19 protein-coding genes and 5 tRNA genes are annotated in these 22,737 nt (G+C 63.0%); 7 read left to right on the forward strand and 17 right to left on the reverse strand.

The window, feature by feature from the left end:
- The 3 genes from ABX298_RS02910 to lpdA are packed head-to-tail and all read left to right on the forward strand — an operon-like array spanning nucleotide 1 to nucleotide 3,728.
- Nucleotides 1-1,059, forward strand: coding sequence for an alpha-ketoacid dehydrogenase subunit beta (locus ABX298_RS02910; protein ID WP_286100318.1), 1,059 nt, complete (start codon nucleotides 1-3; stop codon nucleotides 1,057-1,059).
- On the forward strand, nucleotides 1,060-2,346 hold the full coding sequence (locus tag ABX298_RS02915) for a dihydrolipoamide acetyltransferase family protein (protein ID WP_085589061.1): 1,287 nt from the start codon (nucleotides 1,060-1,062) through the stop codon (nucleotides 2,344-2,346).
- 2 nt (nucleotides 2,347-2,348) lie between these two features.
- Nucleotides 2,349-3,728, forward strand: a complete 1,380-nt coding sequence (gene lpdA, locus ABX298_RS02920) for a dihydrolipoyl dehydrogenase (RefSeq protein ID WP_038410063.1) — start codon at nucleotides 2,349-2,351, stop codon at nucleotides 3,726-3,728.
- Between the two features lie 179 nt (nucleotides 3,729-3,907).
- Here the strand turns inward: lpdA and ABX298_RS02925 are convergent, their stop codons facing one another.
- Both ABX298_RS02925 and ABX298_RS02930 read right to left on the reverse strand, forming a co-directional pair.
- Nucleotides 3,908-4,906 (reverse strand): diguanylate cyclase, encoded by a 999-nt coding sequence (locus tag ABX298_RS02925; protein WP_367394062.1) that lies wholly within the window; start codon nucleotides 4,904-4,906, stop codon nucleotides 3,908-3,910.
- Nucleotides 4,907-5,071: 165 nt separating this feature from the next.
- Complete coding sequence (locus ABX298_RS02930; RefSeq protein ID WP_286100319.1) at nucleotides 5,072-5,950, reverse strand: LysR family transcriptional regulator; 879 nt, start codon at nucleotides 5,948-5,950, stop codon at nucleotides 5,072-5,074.
- Between the two features lie 120 nt (nucleotides 5,951-6,070).
- Here ABX298_RS02930 and ABX298_RS02935 point away from each other — a divergent pair, with 120 nt between their 5' ends.
- On the forward strand, nucleotides 6,071-6,805 hold the full coding sequence (locus ABX298_RS02935; protein ID WP_367394063.1) for an AzlC family ABC transporter permease: 735 nt from the start codon (nucleotides 6,071-6,073) through the stop codon (nucleotides 6,803-6,805).
- Nucleotides 6,802-7,128 carry an AzlD domain-containing protein gene (locus ABX298_RS02940; RefSeq protein WP_085614556.1) on the forward strand — a complete coding sequence of 109 codons (327 nt, stop codon included), beginning with the start codon at nucleotides 6,802-6,804 and terminating at the stop codon, nucleotides 7,126-7,128. Before ABX298_RS02935 ends, ABX298_RS02940 begins: the two co-directional genes overlap by 4 nt.
- 74 nt (nucleotides 7,129-7,202) lie before the next feature.
- On the opposite strand, the gene ABX298_RS02945 is transcribed toward ABX298_RS02940, so the two are convergent.
- Both ABX298_RS02945 and phnN read right to left on the reverse strand, forming a co-directional pair.
- A tRNA-Arg gene (locus ABX298_RS02945) sits at nucleotides 7,203-7,279 on the reverse strand.
- 111 nt (nucleotides 7,280-7,390) lie between these two features.
- Entirely contained in the window at nucleotides 7,391-7,984 is a 594-nt protein-coding gene (gene phnN / locus ABX298_RS02950; protein WP_085589085.1) for a phosphonate metabolism protein/1,5-bisphosphokinase (PRPP-forming) PhnN, read from the reverse strand.
- Nucleotides 7,985-8,329: 345 nt separating this feature from the next.
- Between phnN and ABX298_RS02955 the strand changes: the two genes are divergently transcribed.
- Complete coding sequence (locus tag ABX298_RS02955) at nucleotides 8,330-8,656, forward strand: Arc family DNA-binding protein (RefSeq protein ID WP_012273554.1); 327 nt, start codon at nucleotides 8,330-8,332, stop codon at nucleotides 8,654-8,656.
- A 226-nt stretch (nucleotides 8,657-8,882) separates the two neighbouring features.
- Here the strand turns inward: ABX298_RS02955 and mgtE are convergent, their stop codons facing one another.
- From mgtE to alaS, 8 genes are all read right to left on the reverse strand, one after another.
- Nucleotides 8,883-10,325 carry a magnesium transporter gene (gene mgtE / locus ABX298_RS02960; RefSeq protein ID WP_025340118.1) on the reverse strand — a complete coding sequence of 481 codons (1,443 nt, stop codon included), beginning with the start codon at nucleotides 10,323-10,325 and terminating at the stop codon, nucleotides 8,883-8,885.
- A 530-nt stretch (nucleotides 10,326-10,855) separates the two neighbouring features.
- Nucleotides 10,856-10,932, reverse strand: a tRNA-Arg gene (locus tag ABX298_RS02965).
- A 73-nt stretch (nucleotides 10,933-11,005) separates the two neighbouring features.
- Nucleotides 11,006-11,082: transfer RNA gene (locus ABX298_RS02970), tRNA-Arg, on the reverse strand.
- Nucleotides 11,083-11,153: 71 nt separating this feature from the next.
- Nucleotides 11,154-11,230: transfer RNA gene (locus ABX298_RS02975), tRNA-Arg, on the reverse strand.
- 106 nt (nucleotides 11,231-11,336) lie between these two features.
- Nucleotides 11,337-11,427 (reverse strand) — tRNA-Ser (locus ABX298_RS02980).
- Nucleotides 11,428-11,499: 72 nt separating this feature from the next.
- Nucleotides 11,500-11,688 (reverse strand): carbon storage regulator CsrA, encoded by a 189-nt coding sequence (gene csrA, locus ABX298_RS02985; protein WP_003254503.1) that lies wholly within the window; start codon nucleotides 11,686-11,688, stop codon nucleotides 11,500-11,502.
- Between the two features lie 165 nt (nucleotides 11,689-11,853).
- Complete coding sequence (locus ABX298_RS02990; protein ID WP_013973645.1) at nucleotides 11,854-13,089, reverse strand: aspartate kinase; 1,236 nt, start codon at nucleotides 13,087-13,089, stop codon at nucleotides 11,854-11,856.
- 245 nt (nucleotides 13,090-13,334) lie between these two features.
- A complete protein-coding gene (gene alaS, locus ABX298_RS02995; RefSeq protein WP_286100321.1) occupies nucleotides 13,335-15,959 on the reverse strand; it encodes an alanine--tRNA ligase in 2,625 nt (874 codons plus the stop codon).
- Between the two features lie 265 nt (nucleotides 15,960-16,224).
- Between alaS and ABX298_RS03000 the strand changes: the two genes are divergently transcribed.
- On the forward strand, nucleotides 16,225-17,505 hold the full coding sequence (locus ABX298_RS03000; protein WP_367394064.1) for a M91 family zinc metallopeptidase: 1,281 nt from the start codon (nucleotides 16,225-16,227) through the stop codon (nucleotides 17,503-17,505).
- Nucleotides 17,506-17,526: 21 nt separating this feature from the next.
- On the opposite strand, the gene astE is transcribed toward ABX298_RS03000, so the two are convergent.
- From astE to astA, 5 genes are read right to left on the reverse strand one after another with little or no spacing between them, the layout of a single operon-like run.
- Nucleotides 17,527-18,534, reverse strand: coding sequence for a succinylglutamate desuccinylase (astE, locus tag ABX298_RS03005; protein WP_075045959.1), 1,008 nt, complete (start codon nucleotides 18,532-18,534; stop codon nucleotides 17,527-17,529).
- 10 nt (nucleotides 18,535-18,544) lie between these two features.
- Nucleotides 18,545-18,835, reverse strand: a complete 291-nt coding sequence (locus ABX298_RS03010; RefSeq protein WP_003256592.1) for a topoisomerase II — start codon at nucleotides 18,833-18,835, stop codon at nucleotides 18,545-18,547.
- Between the two features lie 14 nt (nucleotides 18,836-18,849).
- A complete protein-coding gene (gene astB / locus ABX298_RS03015; RefSeq protein ID WP_286100322.1) occupies nucleotides 18,850-20,199 on the reverse strand; it encodes an N-succinylarginine dihydrolase in 1,350 nt (449 codons plus the stop codon).
- Between the two features lie 23 nt (nucleotides 20,200-20,222).
- Nucleotides 20,223-21,686 (reverse strand): succinylglutamate-semialdehyde dehydrogenase, encoded by a 1,464-nt coding sequence (gene astD / locus ABX298_RS03020; protein WP_075045961.1) that lies wholly within the window; start codon nucleotides 21,684-21,686, stop codon nucleotides 20,223-20,225.
- On the reverse strand, nucleotides 21,687-22,715 hold the full coding sequence (gene astA / locus ABX298_RS03025) for an arginine N-succinyltransferase (protein ID WP_085589092.1): 1,029 nt from the start codon (nucleotides 22,713-22,715) through the stop codon (nucleotides 21,687-21,689).
- Nucleotides 22,716-22,737 lie beyond the last annotated feature (22 nt).

Consider the following 22,737-nt stretch of genomic DNA (forward strand, 5'->3'; position numbering starts at 1 on the left):
ATGAACGACCACAACAACAGCATCAACCCGGAAACCGCCATGGCCACCACTACCATGACCATGATCCAGGCCCTGCGCTCGGCCATGGATGTCATGCTCGAGCGCGACGACAATGTGGTGATCTACGGCCAGGACGTCGGTTACTTCGGCGGCGTGTTCCGCTGCACCGAAGGCCTGCAGAACAAGTACGGCAAGTCCCGCGTGTTCGACGCGCCGATCTCCGAAAGCGGCATCGTCGGCACCGCCGTGGGCATGGGTGCCTACGGCCTGCGCCCGGTGGTGGAAATCCAGTTCGCCGACTACTTCTACCCGGCCTCCGACCAGATCGTTTCCGAGATGGCGCGCCTGCGTTATCGTTCGGCCGGCGAGTTCATCGCACCGCTGACCCTGCGCATGCCCTGCGGCGGCGGGATCTATGGCGGCCAGACCCACAGCCAGAGCCCGGAAGCGATGTTCACCCAGGTGTGCGGCCTGCGCACTGTCATGCCGTCCAACCCGTATGACGCCAAGGGCCTGCTGATCGCCTCGATCGAATGCGATGACCCGGTGATCTTCCTGGAACCCAAGCGCCTGTACAACGGCCCGTTCGACGGCCACCACGACCGCCCTGTCACGCCGTGGTCGAAGCACCCGCAAAGCGCCGTGCCCGATGGCTACTACAACGTGCCGCTGGACAAGGCGGCCATTACCCGCCCCGGCAATGACGTGACCGTGCTGACCTACGGCACCACGGTGTACGTGGCCCAGGTGGCCGCCGAAGAAACCGGCGTCGACGCCGAGGTAATCGACCTGCGCAGCCTGTGGCCGCTGGACCTGGAGACCATCGTCGAGTCGGTGAAAAAGACCGGCCGCTGCGTGGTGGTACACGAGGCCACCCGCACCTGCGGCTTCGGCGCCGAACTGGTGTCGCTGGTGCAGGAACACTGCTTCCACCACCTGGAGGCGCCGATCGAGCGCGTCACCGGCTGGGACACCCCCTACCCCCACGCACAGGAATGGGCTTACTTCCCAGGGCCTTCGCGGGTAGGTGCGGCATTGAAAAAGGTCATGGAGGTCTGAATGGGCACGCACGTCATCAAGATGCCGGACATTGGCGAAGGCATCGCGCAGGTCGAGTTGGTCGAGTGGTTCGTCAAGGTCGGCGACATGATCGCCGAAGACCAGGTAGTGGCCGACGTCATGACCGACAAGGCCACCGTGGAAATCCCTTCGCCGGTCAGCGGCAAGGTGCTGGCCCTGGGTGGGCAGCCAGGTGAAGTGATGGCGGTCGGCAGCGAGCTGATCCGCATCGAAGTGGAAGGCAGCGGCAACCATGTGGATGTGCCCACCAAGGATGCGCCAAAGCCCGAACAGGTCGAAGCCCCCGCTGCCCCGGTAGCCGCCAAGCCAGAGCCCCAGAAGGAAGCAAGACCGGCCGCGTGCCAGGCGCCCGTCAACCACGAGGCAGCCCCGATCGTGCCGCGCCAGCCAGGCGACAAGCCGCTGGCCTCGCCGGCGGTGCGCAAGCGTGCCCTGGATGCCGGTATCGAACTGCGTTACGTGCATGGCAGCGGCCCGGCCGGGCGCATCCTGCACGAAGACCTCGACGCTTTCATGAGCAAGCCGCACAGCACTGGCGGACAAGCGCCGAGCGGCTATGCCAAGCGCACCGACAGCGAGCAGGTGCCGGTGATCGGACTGCGCCGCAAGATCGCCCAGCGCATGCAGGACGCCAAGCGCCGGGTCGCGCACTTCAGCTATGTGGAAGAAATCGACGTCACCGCCCTGGAAGCCCTGCGCCAGCAACTCAACAGCAAGCACGGCGACAGCCGCGGCAAGCTGACCCTGCTGCCGTTCCTGGTGCGTGCGCTGGTCGTGGCACTGCGCGACTTCCCGCAGATCAACGCCACCTATGACGACGAGGCTCAGGTCATCACCCGCCATGGCGCGGTGCATGTGGGCATCGCCACCCAAGGTGACAACGGCCTGATGGTGCCGGTGCTGCGCCATGCCGAAGCTGGCAGCCTGTGGAGCAATGCCGGCGAGATCTCGCGCCTGGCCAACGCTGCCCGCAACAACAAGGCCAGCCGCGACGAGCTGTCCGGTTCGACCATCACCCTGACCAGCCTGGGCGCCCTGGGCGGCATCGTCAGCACGCCGGTGGTCAACACCCCGGAAGTGGCGATCGTCGGCGTCAACCGCATGGTCGAGCGGCCTGTGGTGATCGACGGCCAGATCGTCGTGCGCAAGATGATGAACCTGTCCAGCTCGTTCGACCACCGCGTGGTCGATGGCATGGACGCCGCGCTGTTCATCCAGGCCGTGCGCGGCCTGCTCGAACAACCCGCCTGCCTGTTCGTGGAGTGAGCATGCAACAGACTATCCAGACTACCCTGTTGATCATCGGCGGCGGCCCTGGCGGCTACGTGGCTGCCATCCGCGCCGGGCAACTGGGCATCCCCACCGTGCTGGTGGAAGGCCAGGCACTGGGCGGTACCTGCCTGAACATCGGCTGCATCCCGTCCAAGGCACTGATCCACGTTGCCGAGCAGTTCCACCAGACTTCGCGCTTTGCCGGCCCGTCGGAGCTGGGCATCAGCGTCGCCTCGCCACGCCTGGACATCGGCCAGAGCGTGGCCTGGAAGGACGGCATCGTCGACCGCCTGACCACCGGCGTCGCCGCCCTGCTGAAAAAGCACGGGGTCAAGGTGATCCATGGCTGGGCGAAGGTGCTCGACGGCAAGCAGGTCGAGGTCGATGGCCAGCGTATCCAGTGCGAGCACCTGTTGCTGGCCACTGGCTCCAGCAGTGTCGAACTGCCGATGCTGCCGCTGGGCGGGCCGATCATTTCCTCGACCGAAGCCCTGGCGCCGAAAACCCTGCCGCAGCACCTGGTGGTGGTGGGCGGCGGCTATATCGGCCTGGAACTGGGCATCGCCTACCGCAAGCTGGGCGCACGGGTCAGCGTGGTGGAAGCGCGCGAGCGCATCCTGCCGACCTACGACAGCGAGCTGACCGCACCGGTGGCCGAATCGCTGAAGAAGCTGGGCATCACCCTGCACCTGGGCCACAGCGTCGAGGGTTACGAAGGCGGCTGCCTGCTGGCCCGTGATGGCCAGGGTGGGCAACTGCGCCTGGAAGCTGACCAGGTGCTGGTGGCCGTGGGCCGTCGGCCGCGCACGCAAGGTTTCAACCTGGAGTGCCTGGACCTGAAGATGAACGGCGCCGCCGTCGCCATCGACGAGCGCTGCCAGACCAGCATGCGCAACGTCTGGGCCATCGGCGACGTGGCCGGTGAACCGATGCTGGCGCACCGGGCCATGGCCCAGGGCGAGATGGTCGCCGAGATCATCGCCGGCAAGGCACGCCGTTTCGAACCCAGCGCGATTGCCGCGGTGTGTTTCACCGACCCGGAAGTGGTGGTGGTCGGCAAGACCCCGGAGCAAGCCAGCCAGCAAGGACTGGACTGCATCGTCGCGCAGTTCCCGTTTGCTGCCAATGGCCGGGCCATGAGCCTGGAATCGAAAAGCGGTTTCGTGCGGGTGGTGGCGCGCCGTGACAACCACCTGATCCTGGGTTGGCAGGCGGTTGGCGTGGCGGTTTCCGAGTTGTCGACGGCGTTTGCCCAGTCGCTGGAGATGGGCGCGTGCCTGGAGGATGTGGCCGGCACCATCCATGCCCACCCGACACTGGGTGAGGCGGTACAGGAAGCGGCACTGCGCGCCTTGGGCCACGCCCTGCATATCTGACACTGAAGCGGCCGAGGCCGATTTGGCCCGCAGCGCCCCAGGCGTTGCGGGTCTTTTTTCATTGGCGAGCCTGTGCCGGCCTCTTCGCGGGTAAACCCGCTCCCACAGGGACATCACTGCCCGTGAGAGCAGTGACGCACCTGTGGGAGCGGGTTTACCCGCGAAGAGGCCGGCACAGGCTACTCGGCAATAGCGTTCTTGCCGTTCCCCTTGGCCCGGTACAGCGCCGTGTCGGCACGCGCCAGCAGTGCATGCTGGTCCTCCCCTTCCTGCCATTGCACCACGCCGTAACTCATGGTCAGCTGGCAATCGCCCACCGGCTCCACCTGCACCATCGCCTGGCGCAAGCGTGCTGCCACTTCCAGCGCCTCGCCCAGCGAGGCCTGCGGCAATACGATGACGAACTCGTCCCCGCCCCAGCGCGCCAGCAGGTCCTGCTGCCGCAGGCAGGTACGCAGGACGTCGACCACCCGCACCAGCGCCGCATCGCCACGGGCATGGCCATAGCGGTCATTGATCGGCTTGAAGTCGTCCAGGTCCATGGCTATCAGCGACAACGGCTGGCGAAAGCGCTTGGCACGCTCGCACTCCAGTTGCAGCGCCTTCTCCAGCCGATAGCGGTTAGCAATGCGGGTCAACGCGTCGCGCTCGGCCAGCTCGCGGTTTTCATCCAGCTGCCGCTGCAACTGCTGGTTCACCCAGGACAGCTCGCGGGTGCGTTCGGCCACCTGGCTTTCCAGCGACTGGTTCCTCTGCTCCAGTTGCGCCACCAGGCGCTTGTTGGCGTCGATGTTGCGGTGGGCACCGAGCATGCGCGCCACCGAGCCGTCCTCGTTATGGGCGATGATGTAGCCGCTGTCTTCGATCCACAGGTAGCTGCCATCGTGGCAACGGCAGCGGTATTCGACCAGGTAGTGCTCGTTGCGCTGGTTGATGTACGCCTCGAAATGCGCCATCACCCGCGAGTAGTCCTCCGGGTGAATCACGCTTTCCCAGGTGAGCACCGAGTTGGCCATGGAGTGACTGGGGTAGCCGAGCATGGCGTACCAGCCCGGGTTGCGATAGACGTAGCCGGTATTGGCATTCCAGTCCCAGATACCATCGCTGATCAGATGGAACAACGTATGCAACTGCTGTTCACTGAAGCCGGCGGGTACCGGCCGGGTTTCCTGACTCATGGACGCTCTCCCTGATGCCCAGCCACAAGTGGCATGCCTCTGACGGGCAAGCATATGCCTAGCGTGGCACCATCGGAATAGCCCCAACGCCCTATTTTCGCTGTGCTGACGACGGGCATGGCATTTGCCCCGCTCCCACAGACACCGTGCATGGCTTGGGGGCGCTCAAGCCAACTGCAACAGCGCCTCCTCCACTGCGGCAACCACCTGGTTGCCCTTGGCACCCGGCAGCCGCCATGCGGCAATGGTCATGCCCAGTGGCACCGCGCGGTCGATGGGGGCGACCAGTTCGCCGCTGTCGAGGTAGCGTTGCACCAGGCTTCTGCGCCCTATCAGCACCCCGGCGGCCAGCAAGGCTTGCTGCAGGGCGATCGAGTACAGGGAAAAACCCGGCCCACGGGCAACGAACCTGTGTCCGGGCATCACCGCCCCCGTCCACACCGCCCAGTCGTTCCAGCCCACGTCGGCGATGCAACGGGCGTCGGCAAGGTCCTCGGGCTTGGCGATGCTGGCGGCCAGGGCCGGCACGCACACGGGCAGGACTTCTTCCGTGGCTATCCTGCGTTGCCAGCGCTCGGGCTTTTCGGTGTAGAACAGGCACAGGTCGAACGGGCTGCGTTTCAGGTTGGGCGGCTCATCCACCGCCGTCACCGAGATCTCGATGGGTGCCAGCAACCGGGTCAGTTCCGGCAGGCGTGGCCCTATCCACAACTGCGCCAGGGCAGGCGATGTGACGATATGCACCCGCTGCGGTGCGGCCAGGCGGCGCAGTGTGCGCGCGGCGGCTTCCACCGCGTCGAACGCCTCGGTGAACTGGCCTTTCACGCTTTCGCCCAAGGGCGTCAGGCGCACGCCTTTGGCATGGCGCTCGAACAAGGCTGCGCCATATTCGCTTTCCAGGGTCTTGACCAGGGCGGCGATGGCCCCCGGGGTCACCTTCAGCTCGAGTGCGGCACGGGCAAAACCGCCCAGGCGGGCTGACGCTTCGAAGGCACGCAGGGCATTGAGCTGCAGCGAGTGCCGGGTAGGAGTATCGAGGTACACGATTAAGGCCTATTTTTTTTAGGCCTACTATTCCAGAAATCTGACGTTGAGGCCAACTGTCGCGCGCATTAACGTGGACGTACCGCCCTTGCACCGTCTGCACTCTTTCAAGGATTTCAAATGCCGTATCCAAGCGGGACCCAAGCGTTCAAGCAAGGTGCCCACAGCGCCCTGCCATTGACCTCCGGCATCGTGCCCTTCGGCCTGATCACCGGGGTCACGGCGATCGGCATGGGCCTGTCGCCAACCGATGCCATCGGCATGACCTTGCTGTTCTACTCCGGCTCGGCGCAAATGGTGGTGATGCAGTTGATGCAAAGCGCCGCCCTGCCGGTGACCATGGTAGTCACCGCGCTGGTGATCAACCTGCGCTTCCTGATGTACAGCGCCAGCCTGGCCCCGCACCTGGGCCAGCTGCCGCGCCGCCAAAAGTGGCCGATGGCGTACATGCTGTCAGATCAGTCCTTCGCCCTGTGCACGCTGAAGATGGGCTCGGGCGGGCTCGGGCAGTATGCCTACCCCTACTATGCCGGTACGGCAATCACCATGTTCTTCGGCTGGAACCTCTCGGTGCTGGCGGGCATGTACCTGGGCGCGAGCATTCCTGAAGACTGGTCGCTGGGCTTTGCCATTCCATTGTCATTCCTGGCCCTGTTGATACCCGGCATTCGCAATGCGGCCACGCTTGGCGCAGCGCTGACCGGCGGCGTGCTCGCCGTGCTGGCCGCCAACCTGCCCTACAACCTCGGCCTGCTGGCTGGCGCGCTGGGCGGCATCATCGCCGGGCTGGCCATCGAGAGCTGGCAAAAACAGCAAACCGTGGCAGACGCCAATACCGAGCAGGAAGCATCATGAGCGAAACGACCCAGTGGATAACCTTCATTCTGATCGGCCTGGGCACCTTCGCCATCCGCCTGTCGTTCATCGAGTTGCACACGGTGTTGCGCATCCCCCCACTGTTTCGCCGCGCCTTGGCGTATGTGCCGGCCAGTGTGCTGGCGGCATTGGTATTGCCGGCTGTGGTATTCCCTGACCGGCAGGCGGGGTTCGACTGGATGAACCCGCAGATACCAGCGGCGATACTGGCCGCGCTGGTGGCGTGGCGTACGCGCAGCACGATGCTGACGCTGATTGTGGGAATGGGAATGCTGTGGGCCTTGAAGCATCTGGGTATGTAGGAATACGCAGGTTCAAGGCTTCCCGATTTCGCGTCAACAACACCGGGTGAACGCGGTAAGGGAACGAAAGGAAATGGCGTCCCAGGCAGGAATTGAACCTGCAACCTTCCCCTTAGGAGGGGGATGCTCTATCCAATTGAGCTACTGAGACGCAAGTACCGGCAGCGGACGCTGCACAGCAGGACGGCCAGCATGTTAACCAGCATGCTGGCGTTTGTCATGCCTCATGCGGGCTTTTTCGCGTAATCCTTTTCTGCCAATGCTACACCTGCGGCAGCACGCCTTCATCACGCAACAGCGCGAACAATGCCGCGACCGCGGTTTCCAGGGTGGTGGAGTTGTCCAGCACATGCAGCGACGGATCGGCCAGCGCCTGCAAGCGTGCATTACGTGCCAGGCGCTGCTCGACTTCCTCTGCGCTTTCCCGGCCGCGGGCCACCAGGCGCTCGCGCAGCACCTCGTGCCGGACCTCGACCAGCACTGCCAACAGGTTCGGGTAGCGCCGGCGCGCCTCGGCCAGATAAGCCCGCGAACCATTCACCAGCACCGCCCTGCCCTCCGCCAGCCACTGGTCCACCTGTAGTGGAATGCCGTAATCCAGGCCATTGGCCCGCCAATGCATGGCGAACGCGCCTTGCGCGCGCAGTGCTTCGAACTGTTCGGCCGAGACTCCATGGGCGGCTTCGCCCTTGGCTTCGGCCGACCGGGTAATGACGCGACGGGCGATTTCCACCCCCGCGGCTGCCAATCGCTCACGAGAAGCATCGATCAGGGAATCTTTCCCGGAACCCGACGGTCCTACCAGATATATCAACCGACCTGTCCCTGATTGGCGGTCGCTTGCGTCATGTTGCATAGCCACTATGCTCTATGGAGGGAAACCGGCACATTCTAGGGGCTTTCCCAGCCTTTTGCTGCGTTTTACCAGTTTTTGACGGCAAAAGTCTGACGATTGGGTAAGCTGGAGCATGTAAAACTTTTCAAACCAGTACTCATTTCTGATAATTGGTACTGGCACAAAGCCTTTATCCGGCTCACTATTTGTCACAGAATTGACGCCAAGGAAACGGCGACCATGAGGCAAGATGAGCATCCATTTTTCACAGACGGTTGAACATTTCGTCGTCGCCACGGTCGTACTACCACCCCGTGCGGCCAATTTGAGAACCGCTTCCCCTGAACCAAAATCCGGTCAATTTATATGCGCCCAATGAAACAGGCTATTTATTCGAGCCGCACTGCTGACAAGTTCGTCGTCCGCCTGCCAGACGGGATGCGTGAGCGCATTGCCGAGGTAGCGCGCAACCATCACCGCAGCATGAACTCCGAAATCATCGCGCGCCTGGAACAGAGCCTTATCCAGGAAGGTGCGCTGGGTGACGAGTTGAGCATGCGCCTGGACAGCCCTGAACTGTCCCTGCATGAACGCGAGTTGCTGCAACGCTTCCGCCAACTGTCGCACCGCCAGCAGAACGCGCTGGTCGCCCTCATCGCTCACGATGTGGAAATGGCTACCGACGCCTCCTGAGGTTTGCAGCCGAACATGAAAAAGCCAGCGTAAGCTGGCTTTTTTGTGGGCTTACCGCCGCTGTAGGATCACTGCCTTTGTGGGAGCGGCCTTGTGTCGCGAAAGGGCCGCAGAGCGGCCCCGCGATGTCAGCGGCACTGCGCATACTTCCGGGGCTGCTTTGCAGCCCTTTCGCGACGCAAGGCCGCTCCCACAAGAACCTCATCAGCTTGTGGAAGTTAAACGGCTACAGCAGGAACAGCGTGGCCAGCCCGAGGAAGATGAAGAACCCGCCGCTGTCGGTCACCGCGGTAATCATCACGCTGGAGCCCATCGCCGGGTCGCGCCCCAGGCGCGTCAGGGTCATCGGGATCAACACTCCCATCAAGGCCGCCAACAGCAGGTTCAAGGTCATCGCCGCAGTCATCACCAGGCCCAACGACCAACTGCCATACAGCCAGAACGCCACCGCACCGATCACCCCGCCCCAGATCAGGCCGTTGAGCAGCGATACCGCCAGCTCCTTGCGCATCAGGCGGCTGGTGTTGCCCGGCGACACCTGGTCCAGCGCCATGGCGCGCACGATCATGGTGATGGTCTGGTTACCGGAGTTGCCACCAATACCCGCCACGATCGGCATCAGCGCAGCCAGCGCCACCAGCTTCTCGATCGAACCTTCGAACAGGCCGATCACACGCGACGCAACGAAAGCGGTAATCAGGTTGATGGCCAACCAGGCCCAGCGGTTGCGCAGCGAACGCCAGACCGAGGCGAAGATGTCTTCTTCCTCGCGCAAACCGGCCATGTTCAGCACTTCGCTTTCGCTTTCTTCACGAATCAGGTCGACCATTTCGTCGATGGTCAAGCGGCCGATCAGGCGTTCGTTCTTGTCCACGACCGGCGCAGATACCAGGTCATAACGCTCGAAGGCCTGCGCCGCATCATAGGCATCTTCCTCGGGGTGGAAGGAGACCGGGTCGGTCGCCATGACCTCCGCCACCTTCTTCTCCGGGTCATTGACCAGCAGGCGCTTGATCGGCAATACACCCTTGAGAATGCCGTCATAGTCGACCACGAACAGTTTGTCGGTGTGGTTCGGCAGTTCTTTCAGGCGGCGCAGATAGCGCAACACCACTTCCAGGCTGACGTCTTCGCGGATGGTGACCATCTCGAAGTCCATCAGCGCACCAACCTGCTCCTCGTCGTAGCTCAGCGCCGAACGCACGCGCTCGCGTTGCTGGGCATCGAGGGTTTCCATCAGCTCGTGAACAACGTCACGCGGCAGCTCAGGAGCCAGGTCGGCCAGCTCGTCGGCGTCCATTTCCTTGGCGGCGGCGAGCAGTTCGTGATCGTCCATGTCGGCGATCAGCGATTGCCGCACGGCGTCGGACACTTCCAGCAGGATGTCGCCATCGCGATCCGAGCGCACCAGCTGCCAGACCGTCAGGCGGTCTTCCAGGGGCAAGGCTTCGAGGATGTAGGCGATGTCGGCGGGGTGCAGGTCATCGAGCTTGCGCTGCAGCTCGACGAGGTTCTGGCGGTGGACCAGGTTTTCCACCAGGTCGTTGTGGGCGCCTTCCTGACGGTGGGTCAGGTCTTCGACCACGCGCTGGCGTTGCAGCAGTTCGACCACCTGGGCCAGGCGGTCCTGCAGGCTTTCCTGCGCTTTTTTTACTTCTACTTCAGTCATAGGCGAACTCCACTCCCAGCAGCGGAGCACGCCGGGAGAATCAATCGGTCAGATCTTTCTGTATGAATCTTGTTAGCGAGTAACTACTGGGTAAGTCCATGGTGGTTTTCCACAAGCCCCGGCGGGGCTGACGGGCGCAATCATACACTGCTAAAGCTGTCAGATCGCTTAAAATTTTGGCCAGAACAATCGTTTGCGTGATAAAGCTGGGACAACGCTCGAAGCTATCAGTGCGACGGTGGGTCTGGCGGTTAAAGCACATTTGTTGTGTGCCTGGATGTGTATGCGATACCTGATCGAATTCGGGGCTGCTTTGCAGCCCTTTCGCCGGCAAGCCAGCTCCCACAGGGACAACACAGTCCAGAGAGCAGCGCGATACCTGTGGGAGCTGGCTTGCCGGCGATGGGCCGCATGGCGGCCCCAAGCTACACCACAATCATTACAGAAGAGCGTAGATCGACATCACCAACAATTCATTGGCGCAGAAAAACAAAAAGCCCGCTCATTTGAGCGGGCTTCTTGATTTGGTGTGGCGGACTCAGGAGGATTCGAACCTCCGACCGCTCGGTTCGTAGCCGAGTACTCTATCCAGCTGAGCTATGAGTCCGTGGTGGTATTTTTTAGACCAGGTTACCACTGGTTGGTTGAAGTGCCTTTGCAAGCAGAGCCACTTCAAAAAGTGGCGGACTCAGCAGGATTCGAACCTGCGACCGCTCGGTTCGTAGCCGAGTACTCTATCCAGCTGAGCTATGAGTCCGCGATGGTAGTTTTAGACCAGATTACCACTGGTTGTTTGAAGCAGCCTTGCAAACAAAGCCACTTCAAAAGTGGCGGACTCAGGAGGATTCGAACCTCCGACCGCTCGGTTCGTAGCCGAGTACTCTATCCAGCTGAGCTATGAGTCCGTGTCTTGCCGCGCATTATAGGTCGCTGAAACATTTTTGCAAGAACTTTTTCGTTTAAAATCAACTACTTAGCGTTCTTACTGTTTACAGCGCCCTAAGCGAATAATGGCGGTGAAGGGGGGATTCGAACCCCCGATACCCTTATGAGGTATACTCCCTTAGCAGGGGAGCGCCTTCGGCCACTCGGCCACCTCACCGCAACACGAGGCGAATATTAAACAGGCTCTTCCTCGTTTGCAACCCTTTTTTTGAAAAAAACTTCAAAAAAATTAAAGGCTTGGCTCCTCGTCCTTCTCTTTCTTGATCCGCAGGTAGATTTCCTCGCGGTGCACAGCCACTTCTTTCGGGGCGCTGACGCCAATACGCACCTGGTTGCCTTTGACGCCGAGCACCGTCACGGTGATCTCGCCGTCTCCAATGATCAGGCTCTCGGCGCACCGACGAGTCAGAATCAACATAGCTTTCTCCTTACGCAAAACATTCAGGGGTAACAGTCTTGGGTGTCGCGGCCTGGTCGTGGACGACGACCAGGGCCCGGTTACTCGCCACACAGGGCAGGACAGGCCTGTGTGGCGAGCAGAAACGCGAAGGGCGCGGCAAGCCGCGCCCTTCCAGGCAGCGTATTACTCGCTCTGTCGTGCCGGAGCGTCGAGCTCGAACGCGGTGTGCAGCGCGCGTACGGCCAGCTCCAGGTACTTCTCTTCGATCACGACCGAAACCTTGATCTCGGAGGTGGAGATCATCTGGATATTGATGCTCTCCTTGGCCAGGGCTTCGAACATGCGGCTGGCAACACCGGCGTGCGAACGCATGCCGACGCCAACGATCGAGACCTTGGCGATCTTGGTGTCGCCGATCACTTCACGGGCACCGATTTCGCGGGCAGTGTTTTCCAGCACGCTCTGCGCCTTCTCGTACTCGTTGCGGTGTACGGTGAAGGTGAAGTCGGTGGTGTTATCGTGGGCAACGTTCTGCACGATCATGTCGACCTCGATGTTCGAGGCGCTGATCGGGCCGAGGATCTTGAAGGCCACGCCCGGGGTGTCCGGCACGCCGCGAATGGTCAGCTTGGCTTCATCACGGTTGAAGGCGATACCGGAAATGATCGGCTGTTCCATGGATTCCTCTTCATCAATGGTAATGAGGGTACCCGGACCCTCCTTGAAGCTGTGCAGCACGCGCAGCGGAACGTTGTACTTGCCGGCGAACTCCACCGAACGGATCTGCAGCACCTTGGAACCAAGGCTGGCCATTTCCAGCATCTCTTCGAAGGTGATCTTCTCCAGGCGCTGGGCCTGTGGCACAACGCGCGGGTCGGTGGTGTAGACGCCATCGACGTCGGTGTAGATCTGGCACTCGTCAGCCTTCAGCGCAGCCGCCAGGGCCACGCCCGTGGTGTCGGAGCCACCACGGCCCAGGGTGGTGATGCTGCCGTGCTCGTCGACGCCCTGGAAGCCCGCTACCACGACGACGCGGCCTTCCTTGAGGTCGGCACGAATCTTCTGGTCGTCGATCTGCAGGATGCGCGCCTTGTTGTGCGCGCTGTCGGTGAGAATGCGCACCTGGTTGCCGGTGTAGGACACCGCTGGCACACCACGCTTGATCAAGGCCATGGTCAGCAAGGCAATGGTGACCTGCTCACCGGTCGACACGATCACATCCAGTTCACGCGGAACCGGTTGATCGGTGATCTGCTTGGCCAGGTCGATCAGGCGATTGGTTTCACCGCTCATGGCCGACAACACAACCACCAGGTCGTCGCCCGCCTCACGGTGTTTCTTGACCTTATCGGCTACCTGCTCGATCCGCTCGATGGAACCGACAGAGGTGCCGCCAAATTTCTGTACGATCAACGCCATTTCAATGGTGCCTCAGCCCATACAGGGCCCCAAAAAACAATCCAACATGAAGAGGCCGGATGGGAGTGGCCTGTGTGGCTAATTCTTGCACCCAAATTCGGCACCAGGATTCGCCTCGCTGCGTTGCCACTCCTCGCCGTAGCCCGGCTACGACTCGTCGCGGCGCCTTGCGCGGCAAACCCTGGCACTCGAATTTGAGCGCAAGAATTAGCCGTACAGGCCACTAGACCGCCGACCCCCTCATCTCAAAGTCCCTGCTCTGCGAATGGCACGGCCAGCGCCAGGGCCTGATCCAGTGCAGCGACGTCGACGCCACCACCCTGGGCCATGTCCGGACGGCCACCGCCCTTGCCACCCACCGCCGCAGCGGCTTGTTTCATCAGATCGCCAGCCTTGAGTTGGCTGGAGAGGTCCTTGGTCACGCCGGCCACCAGCACGACCTTGCCCTCATGCTCGCTGCCCAGCAGGATCACTGCGTGGCCGAGCTTGTTCTTCAGCTGATCGACCAGCGCCAGCAGGGCCTTGCCGTCCTGCCCATCCAGGCGGGCGGCGAGCACCTTGGCGCCCTTGACCTCAACGGCCGCGTTGGAGAGATCATCCCCGGCGGCGCTGGCGGCCTTGGCCTGCAGCTGTTCCAGCTGCTTCTCCAGCTGGCGGTTGCGCTCGAGCACAGCCGACAGCTTGTCGATCAGGTTGTCGCGGTTACCCTTCACCAGCTGCGCGGCTTCCTTGACCTGCTCTTCGGCAGCGTTCAGGTAGGCCAGCGCAGCAGCGCCGGTGACCGCTTCGATACGGCGCACGCCAGAGGCCACGCCGCCTTCGCTGATGATCTTGAACAGGCTGATGTCACCGGTGCGCTTGGCGTGGATACCGCCGCACAGCTCCACCGAGAAATCGCCGCCCATGCTCAGCACACGCACGGTGTCGCCGTACTTCTCACCGAACAGCGCCATGGCACCCTTGGCCTTGGCGGTTTCGATGTCGGTCAGTTCGGTTTCCACCGCAGTGTTCTTGCGCACTTCGCGGTTGACGATGTCTTCCAGGGCCTTGATCTGCTCCGGTTTCACCGCCTCGAAGTGGCTGAAGTCGAAACGCAGGCGCTGGCTGTCGACCAGCGAGCCTTTCTGCTGCACGTGCTCGCCCAGTACCTGGCGCAGCGCTTCGTGCAGCAGGTGGGTGGCGGAGTGGTTCAGCGAGGTGGCGTGCTGCACGTCGGCATCGACCTTGGCCTGGACCGGCGAACCGATCACCAGCGCACCGCTGGCAACCACGCCGTGGTGCAGGAAGGCACCACCGGTCTTGGTGGTGTCGCGCACGTCGAAGCGCGCAGCACCAGCCTGCAGGTAGCCGGTGTCGCCCACCTGGCCACCGGATTCGGCGTAGAACGGCGTGCGGTCGAGCACGACCACGCCCTGCTCGCCTTCACCCAGCTGGTCAACGGCCTGGCCGTCCTTGTACAGGGCGATGATCTTGCCCTGGCCTTCGGTGGCCTCGTAGCCGAGGAACTCGGTGGCGCTGTCGACCTTGACCAGGCTGTTGTAGTCCATGCCGAAGGCGCTGGCGGAACGGGCGCGCTCACGCTGGGCGTCCATCTCGCGCTCGAAGCCGGCTTCGTCGATGGTCAGCTCGCGCTCGCGGGCGATGTCGGCGGTCAGGTCCATCGGGAAGCCGTAAGTGTCGTACAGCTTGAACACCACGTCGCCCGGCACCACCTCGCCCTTCAGCTGGGCCAAGTCCTGCTCGAGGATGCGCAGGCCCTGCTCCAGGGTCTTGGCGAACTGTTCTTCTTCAGCCTTGAGCACGCGTTCGATGTGCGCCTGCTGGTTGTTCAGTTCCGGGAAGGCCTCGCCCATTTCGGCGACCAGCGCGGCGACGATCTGGTAGAAGAAGCTGCCTTTGGCGCCCAGCTTGTTACCGTGGCGGCAGGCACGACGAATGATGCGGCGCAGCACGTAGCCACGGCCTTCGTTGGACGGCAGCACGCCGTCGGCGATCAGGAAGCCGCACGAACGGATGTGGTCGGCGACCACTTTCAGCGAGGCCTGGCCCTCATTGCCGCAACCGATGGCCTTGGCCGCGGCCGATAGCAGGTTCTGGAACAGGTCGATCTCGTAGTTCGAGTGCACGTGCTGCAGCACGGCGCTGACGCGCTCCAGGCCCATGCCGGTGTCCACCGACGGCGCTGGCAGCGGGTGCAGCACGCCGTCGGCGGTGCGGTTGAACTGCATGAAGACGTTGTTCCAGATCTCGATGTAGCGGTCACCGTCTTCTTCCGGCGAGCCGGGTGGGCCGCCCCAGATGTCCGGGCCGTGGTCGTAGAAGATCTCGGTGCACGGGCCGCACGGGCCAGTGTCGCCCATGGTCCAGAAGTTGTCCGAGGCGTACGGGGCGCCCTTGTTGTCGCCGATGCGCACCATGCGCTCGGCCGGCACGCCGACTTCCTTGGTCCAGATATCGTAGGCTTCGTCGTCAGTGGCGTAGACGGTGACCCAGAGCTTTTCCTTGGGCAGGTTCAGCCATTTTTCCGAAGTCAGGAAGGTCCAGGCGAAGGTGATCGCATCGCGCTTGAAATAGTCACCGAAGCTGAAGTTGCCCAGCATTTCGAAGAAGGTGTGGTGACGCGCGGTGTAACCGACGTTTTCCAGGTCGTTGTGCTTGCCGCCGGCGCGCACGCACTTCTGGCTGCTGACGGCACGCGTGTAGGCACGCTTCTCCGCACCGAGGAAGCAGTCCTTGAACTGGTTCATGCCGGCATTGGTGAACAGCAGGGTCGGGTCGTTGTTCGGGATCAGCGAACTGGAGGCGACTCGGGTATGTCCCTGCTCTTCGAAGAAGCGAAGGAAGGCTTCACGGATTTCTGCGCTTTTCATAGGTTCTTCCACGGAAACGGCGGCCGTTTGGGCTAATACGTCGAATCGACGAAACGACGGCAAAGGGCGCCATTATAGCCAGCCTGAACGGGAGATACAGTGTGTTTGTACACCAGAACAGCAATCGGCGGATGAAAAGCCGTTCATGAGCACGGCCAGGGCGGAAAAGCAGACCTGCAGGCCTGCCCGTGCGGTACATAAGCAACACCTGACCCGCGGTGTGGAACGGGATCCTGCTGGCCCACCCTCGCTGCCGGAGCACTCCATGCCTGAGCTGAACATATCCAAACTCCATTCGGACCCGCATCCGCTACCCCACGGCATCATGCAGGCCAACCCGAGACCGATCTACTACATCGATGCACGGGAACCAGTCCATGCAGAAACCGCCTTCGACAATAACGAAGACAATCCTCGGCAACAGACCGAGGTCAAGTACATCCAGGCCGACGAAAATGTGCGAATCACCCTCGAGCGCGCCTATCCATTGGGGCGGCGCTATCACCGCAGCACCCCGAACAGCGAGCTGCTGGTCTTCAACGTGGCCCCGCGTACGCTACGCGCGGATGAGCAGCAAAAGCGCGTACGTATCGCCCCTCGCGAATGCCTGCTGGAAGTGACCATCAACGATGCGGTATTCATGGTCGCCGCGCATACCGCCCAAGCCATCGCCATTCGCCTCACCGATGGCAATCACCACGTCGTCATCGCCCCGGAGGTGAAGAAGACGGTGCTGATCGACATGATAGGGAGCGGCAACAGGATCGACACCGGCGCAGGTATCGTCCACATCGACGCCCATACCGGCACGCACCAGATTGTGGTCGGTAGCGGCCCGGTACTCATCGACAAGGGCGACGCGGTTGTCAACGTCACGGGGCACCGCCTGCTTGGCCGCGAGTCCTCCAGGGTCGAGCTCTACCGCGATACCGAAAACGATGCACGACTGGCCCGGCCCGTGACGGTCGAACATCAGGCCCTGGGCAATATCGGCGTGCGAGTGACGGGTAGCGACCCGTTCAGGCAAGCGGCACAGGATGCGCTGGAGCTGCTGCGCAAACTACCCTGCGGCCAGGCGCTGCTGGCGGCCCTGGATAAAAAGGCCGGGCAGTCCGGGACGCCGATCAGCCTGATCGAAGCATCCAGACACCAATTCACGACCTATACACCCAGCGACCACGAAGAAGATGAAGACGAAGGCCACTTCATCATCGACGAAAACCAGAGTAGCTGGGGCTACAGCGGCGGCACCCTGGCATACAACCCAGGCTGGTCGACCGCTGCGCAACTGCCACTACTCGACCTTTACCGCTGCCTTTGCCAAGGCTGGAACTCGATGTCAGGCACCGTCTTTCCGGGCCAGACCGAGGTTCAAGGCAAAAGCGGCGCTTATCCGGTGGACAACCTGCTGCTGCAGAGCATCGGCTTACCCACCGATTGCAGGTTCACATTCGGCGGCAGCACCGCCCTGAACACCAACCCACCCGCCTTCACTGAAAACGGGCTACGCCAGGCGCTGCAACTGGAGCTGCGCACACAGCCGTAAGCCCAGTGTATCGGGGCCAGCTCAGCCTAGTCGCTGGCCGGAGTCAGGAACGATCAGAATCCCCGCCCTGAGGCCATTCTTGACCTTGGGGTTGGGGAAGATGATGCGCGCGCCCTCCTCCTCGACCACCCAACGCGTCTCGGCCAGGTCTTCGGCCAGCAGGTAACCCTTGCTCAGCTCGGAGAAATTCTCGATGTCCGCCGGCAGGTGCAGGTGGAAGCTGTCGCTGTGCTTGATGATCTCGCGGGACACGCTGAACAGCTGCAGGCCATCCAGAGAGCCTTCGCCCTGTGGCTCGGTGTCTTCGATGATGTGGATCAGCCTCGCTTCCAGCTTGTCCAGGTTGACCAGCTCGTTCTGACCGAACGGGCGGGCCTTGCCCAGTTCCAGGGTAAAGGCCTCGGCCTCCAGCTGCTCGTAGGTGAAGGCGCTGAAGGTGATGGAAGACTTGCTCTGCAGCAACACCGCCTCCATGCCCGCCGCCGCCAGGCGCGCCAGCTCGCGACGGGAATGCTTGCGCCCCTCTTTATAAGGGTACAAGGCGAACTGCTCGATCTTCGAGCCGCGGATGGCGGTATGCAGGTCGTAGTGCAGGCGGTTGCGCCCCGGTTTGCTGAAGAACACCCGGGCGAACTGTTCCAGCTCGGCGGCACGCAATGCCTCGAAGCCACTGGACAGCTCGTGGCGGCCGTTGAACAGGCGGTTGATGTCCTGCTCGATGAAGCGCTCGCCCTTGCGGATCGCTGCCGGGTTGCCGAACAGGAACAGCACCCGGGCCTTGGGTTTGATCTTGCCGTTGGCCACGCCATGCAGCAGCCGCTCGAGCAACTCGATCGGTGCCGTTTCGTTGCCGTGGATGCCGGCGGACAACAGCAAGTCCAGCCCGCAATCCTCGTTTTCGGCCGGGCGCACTTCGAGCGCGCCCTCCCCCAGCCAACGCAAACGCGCGCCCTTGGGTGTCACTTGGGTCTTCTCGGCCGGTTCGTGATCGGTGAGGGTCAGCTCAAGCAATTTGCCAAGGGCGAGCATAGGTACTTCCTTAGTGGTGGTGGCCGCAGTCGGGGCCATGGACGTGATCGTCGTCTTCGCCGACCTCCGCCGGTTCCATTTCCAGCTGCAGGCTGACCAGGTTGGTGGCCATCGGGCGCAGCAGCAGGTTGGCGTATTCGGTGTCGTCTTCCTCGACATCCACGCCGATCAGCAGCTGGCCACGACCATCCTGCTGAATCCACACTTCCTTGCCTTGCCAGACCACGGCAAAGCGGGTGCAGGAAGTTTCCAGCTGGGTGCCGTCTTCATCTTCCAGGATAAGGCGCAGGGCGTCGGTCATTGCAAAGTCTCTCTTCAAGGTTGGCGTTGGAACGGATACACCGAGCCCAACTTCAGGATCTGGGTCAATTCGTCCAGTGCCGTACGGCATTCCACCAGCAACTGCGGGTCGGCCAGGTCCGCCTCGCCAAGGCGATCGCGGTAATGCTTGTCGACCCACTGCAACAGGGTGTCGTACAGCGAGGCGGTCATGATAACGCCTTGGTTGACCGCTGCCAGTTCCGTTTCCTTCAACGCCACGCGCAAACGCAGGCAAGCCGGCCCACCGCCGTTCTGCATGCTCTGCTTGAGGTCGAATACCTTGACCTCTTTCACCGCGCCGCCCTGGCTGGTCAACTGGCCCAGGTAGGCCCAGACCCGCTCGTTGTTGCGGCACTCTTCCGGCACTACCAACAGCATGGAGCCGTCGTCGCGGCTGAGCAGCTGGCTGTTGAACAGGTAGGAACGCACCGCGTCCTCCACCGTCACCGCTGCCCGCGGCACGCAGATGGCCTGGAAGTTGCCACCCTTGCTGGCCAGTTTAGCTCGCAGCTGGCCAAGTACCGCGTCGGTGTCGAGGAAAGCGTCCTCGTGATAGAACAGCACCTCACCGTTGCCCACCGCAATCACATCGTTGTGGAACACGCCCTGGTCGATCACGGCCGGGTTCTGTTGAGCGTAGACCACGCCGTCATCGCTCAGGCCATGCAGCCGGGCCACAGCCTGGGAGGCTTCCAGGGTTTGCCGGGCCGGGTACTTCTGCGGCGCCGGGTAGCGGCTGTCGAAGGCGCTGCGGCCGTAGACGAAGAACTCCACGCCGGCCTCGCCATATGCACGGCAGAAGCGCGTGTGGTTGGCCGCCCCCTCGTCACCGAACTGCGCCACGGCAGGCAGTGCCTCGTGGTGGGCAAAGTGCTTGTCGTTGTTGAACATGGCACCCAGCACTCGGCTGGTGGTCGGGTGCTCGATACTGCGGTGGTACTTGCAGTTGAGGTTGGCAGCGGTGAAGTGCACGCGGCCATCGGCAGTGTCGGCACTGGGGCTGACCGTGGCGGCGTTGGCCACCCACATGCTCGAGGCCGAGCAGCTGGCCACCAGCAATGGCATGGCCTCCTTGGCGGCGCGCTGGATCACTTCGGCATCGCTGCCGCTGAAGCCCAGGCGGCGCAGTGCGGCCACGTCCGGGCGCTCCTGCGGCGCCAGCACACCCTGCTTGAAGCCCATGTCGGCCAGCGCTTTCATCTTCGCCAGGCCCTGGCGCGCGGCTTCGCGCGGGTTGGAACCCTGCTGGCTGTTGCTCTGCGAAGCCACGTTGCCGTAGGACAGGCCGCCATAGTTGTGGGTAGGCCCCACCAGGCCATCAAAATTCACTTCATAGGATTTCATCGGCTAGGCTCCGTGACCTGTTGTTATAGGGTGACGCCCGGCGTCAGGGTTGCCGGCAAGGCAAGGCTGGCGGTCTCCAGCGAAGCCACGGGGTAAGCGCAGTAGTCCGCCGCGTAATAGGCGCTGGCGCGATGGTTGCCACTGGCGCCCACGCCGCCAAACGGTGCACTGCTGGCGGCACCGGTCAGTTGCTTGTTCCAGTTGACGATGCCAGCGCGGCTGCGCAGCCAGAAGTACTGGTAACGGGCGCGGGAGTCGGACAGCAAACCGGCAGCCAGGCCGTACTGGGTGTTGTTGGCCTCATCGATGGCGGCATCGAAGTCGGCATAGCGGATCACCTGCAGCAGCGGGCCGAAGAACTCTTCGTCCGGGCGTTCGGCCACCGCGGTGACATCGACAATGCCCGGGGTCAGCAGTGCGGCATCGGCCTGTGGCTGGGTCATTTCCAGCAGCTTCACGGCGCCCTTGGCGACCAGTTCGGCCTGGGCTGCAATCAGCGCCCGCGCTGCCTGCAGCGAAATCACCGAACCCATGAACGGCGCCGGCTGCTGGTCGAACGCACCGACCGTGATGGATTTGCTCACCTCGACCAGGCGCGCGATCAGCGCATCGCCCCAGGCGCCTTGCGGCACCAGCAGACGGCGGGCGCAGGTGCAGCGCTGGCCGGCGGAAATGAACGCCGACTGGATAATGGTGTACACCGCCGCATCGAGGTCCTTGACCTCATCCACCACCAGCGGGTTGTTGCCGCCCATTTCCAGGGCCAGGATCTTGTCCGGGCGGCCGGCGAACTGCTGGTGCAACAGGTTGCCGGTGCGGCTGGAGCCGGTGAAGAACAGGCCATCGATACCCGGGTTGGCAGCCAGCGCCACACCGGTTTCGCGCGCGCCCTGCACCAGGTTGAGCACACCCGCCGGCAACCCGGCGGCAATCCAGCAATTGACGGTCAGCTCGGCGACCTTGGGCGTCAGCTCACTGGGCTTGAACACCACGCAGTTGCCCGCCAGCAGCGCCGGCACGATATGGCCGTTGGGCAGGTGGCCGGGGAAGTTGTATGGGCCGAACACCGCCACCACACCATGGGGCTTGTGCCGCAGCACGGCGGTGGCATCGGCCAGCGGGCCGCTCTTTTCGCCGGTGCGCTCGCGGTAGCTCTGCACCGAGATCGCTACCTTGTTGATCATGCTGGTGACTTCGGTCGCCGACTCCCACAGGGGCTTGCCGGTTTCCTCACCGATGCACTGGGCCATGGCTTCGGCATGCGCTTTCAGTTGCGTGGCGAACTTCTCCAGCAAATCGATACGCGCTTCCAGGCTCAATTGCGCCCAGGCCGGGAAGGCCTGACGGGCTGCCTGCACGGCGGCATCCACCTGGCTGGCGTCAGCGCCCTGCCCCTCCCAGACGACGGCTTGCGTCACCGGGTTGAGCGACTGCAGGGTTTCGCCCTGGCCAACCTGCCAATTGCCTGCGATGTAATGCGTGGTCATTTACTGGGCCTCCCGGCTTGCCGACAGCGGCACAGCACGCACGTTGTCGCCGGCGCCCATGCGCAGGCGCTTGGCGGTCAGGGGGTCGACCACCAGGGTACCGGCAGCCAGCCGCGCAGGTGCGGCCGTGATGCGGCAGTCGTCGCGCTTGCGGTTGTGGATGATGTAAGGCGTCGCGTCATCGCCCGGCGTGCCCACCGCCAGCACCAGGGTCTGGCTCTCGCGCACGGCGCGGATCTTGGAGGTGTCGCACTCGATGGCGGGGCCGGCGTCGAAGATGTCGACGTAGCCCTGATAGTTGAAGCCTTCCTGCTTGAGCATCGCCAGCGCCGGCTCGGTGTCCTTGTGCACGCGGCCGATCACGTTGCGCGCCGCTTCGGACAGGAAGCAGGTGTACAGCGGGAACTTCGGCATCAGTTCGGCAATGAACGACTTGTTGCCCACGCCGGTGAGGTAGTCGGCCTGGCTGAACTCCATCTTGAAGAAGTGCCGGCCCAGGCTTTCCCAGAACGGCGAGCGGCCCTGCTCGTCGGACATGCCGCGCATTTCGGCGATGATCTTCTTGCCGAACAGCTCGGGGAACTCGGCGATGAACAGCATGCGCGCCCGCGACAGCAAGCGGCCGTTGAGGCCGGAGCGGTAGTCGCTGCGCAGGAACAGCGAGCACAGCTCGGAGTTGCCGGTCAGGTCGTTGGCCAGGAACAGGGTGGGGATTTCGCGGTAGATCTTCAGCTCCTGCGAGGCGCTGACGGTCAGGCCGACCCGGTAGTTGTACCAGGGTTCGCGCAGGCCGACGGCACCAGCGATGGCACTGATGCCCACCACCATGCCTTCGTCGTTTTCCAGCACGAACAGGTAGTCGGTGTCGCCACGCTCGGCTTCGCCGCGGAAGCTCTTCTCCGCCCAGCCAACGCGATGCCCCAGGCGCTCTTCGTTGGCCGGCAGCGTGGTCAGCCCGGTGGTACCGGTGCTGCGTGCCAATTCGATCAACGCAGGCAAATCGCTGCTGCGTACAGGACGAACGATCATGCTATCTCCTTTTGCGGCGGCG

Source organism: Pseudomonas sp. X4 (assembly GCF_040784925.1).
In the GTDB taxonomy this organism is placed as follows: domain Bacteria; phylum Pseudomonadota; class Gammaproteobacteria; order Pseudomonadales; family Pseudomonadaceae; genus Aquipseudomonas; species Aquipseudomonas putida_Z.